1 protein-coding gene is annotated in these 517 nt (G+C 71.8%); it reads left to right on the top strand.

Annotated elements, in window-relative coordinates; genetic code table 11:
- On the top strand, positions 1 to 517 hold a 517-nt coding region (locus tag D1614_RS25155), incomplete at both ends, for an OPT family oligopeptide transporter (RefSeq protein WP_119440550.1).

The following is a 517-nucleotide window of genomic DNA, read 5'->3' as shown; positions in this document are numbered from 1 at the left end:
CGGCCCGCCCTCCGCCCCCTCGACCCCCGCCGCCGTCATCTCGATGGCCGTCCTGCGCCTGTTCCGCAACGCGACCATCTACGAGAACAACATCGTCCAGACCGTCGCCTCGGCGGCGGGCACGCTGTCGTCGGTGATCTTCGTCCTGCCTGGCCTGGTGATGATCGGCTGGTGGACAGGGTTTCCGTTCTGGCTGACGGCCGGGATCTGCGCCATCGGCGGGGTCCTGGGCGTCATGTACACCATCCCGCTGCGCCGGGCGCTGGTCACCAACTCCGACCTGCCCTATCCGGAAGGCGTCGCCGCCGCCGAGGTGCTTAAGGTCGGCGCCGGCTCGCGGGCCGACGCCGCCGAGGCTGCGGCCGACGGCAAGGCCGGCCTGGCCGCCATCGTCATGGGATCGCTGGCTTCGGCCGGCGTCGCCCTGCTGACCGCCTTCAAGGCGTTCGCCGGCGAGGTCACCGCCTTCTTCCGCATCGGCGGCGCGGCGACCGGCATCGGCGGATCGGTGTCGATG

This window comes from Maribellus luteus (assembly GCF_003576475.1).
GTDB lineage: Bacteria > Bacteroidota > Bacteroidia > Bacteroidales > Prolixibacteraceae > Draconibacterium > Draconibacterium luteum.
The sequence above is the reverse complement of the archived record's forward strand: the minus strand, read 5'-3'. Positions and strand labels throughout refer to the sequence as shown.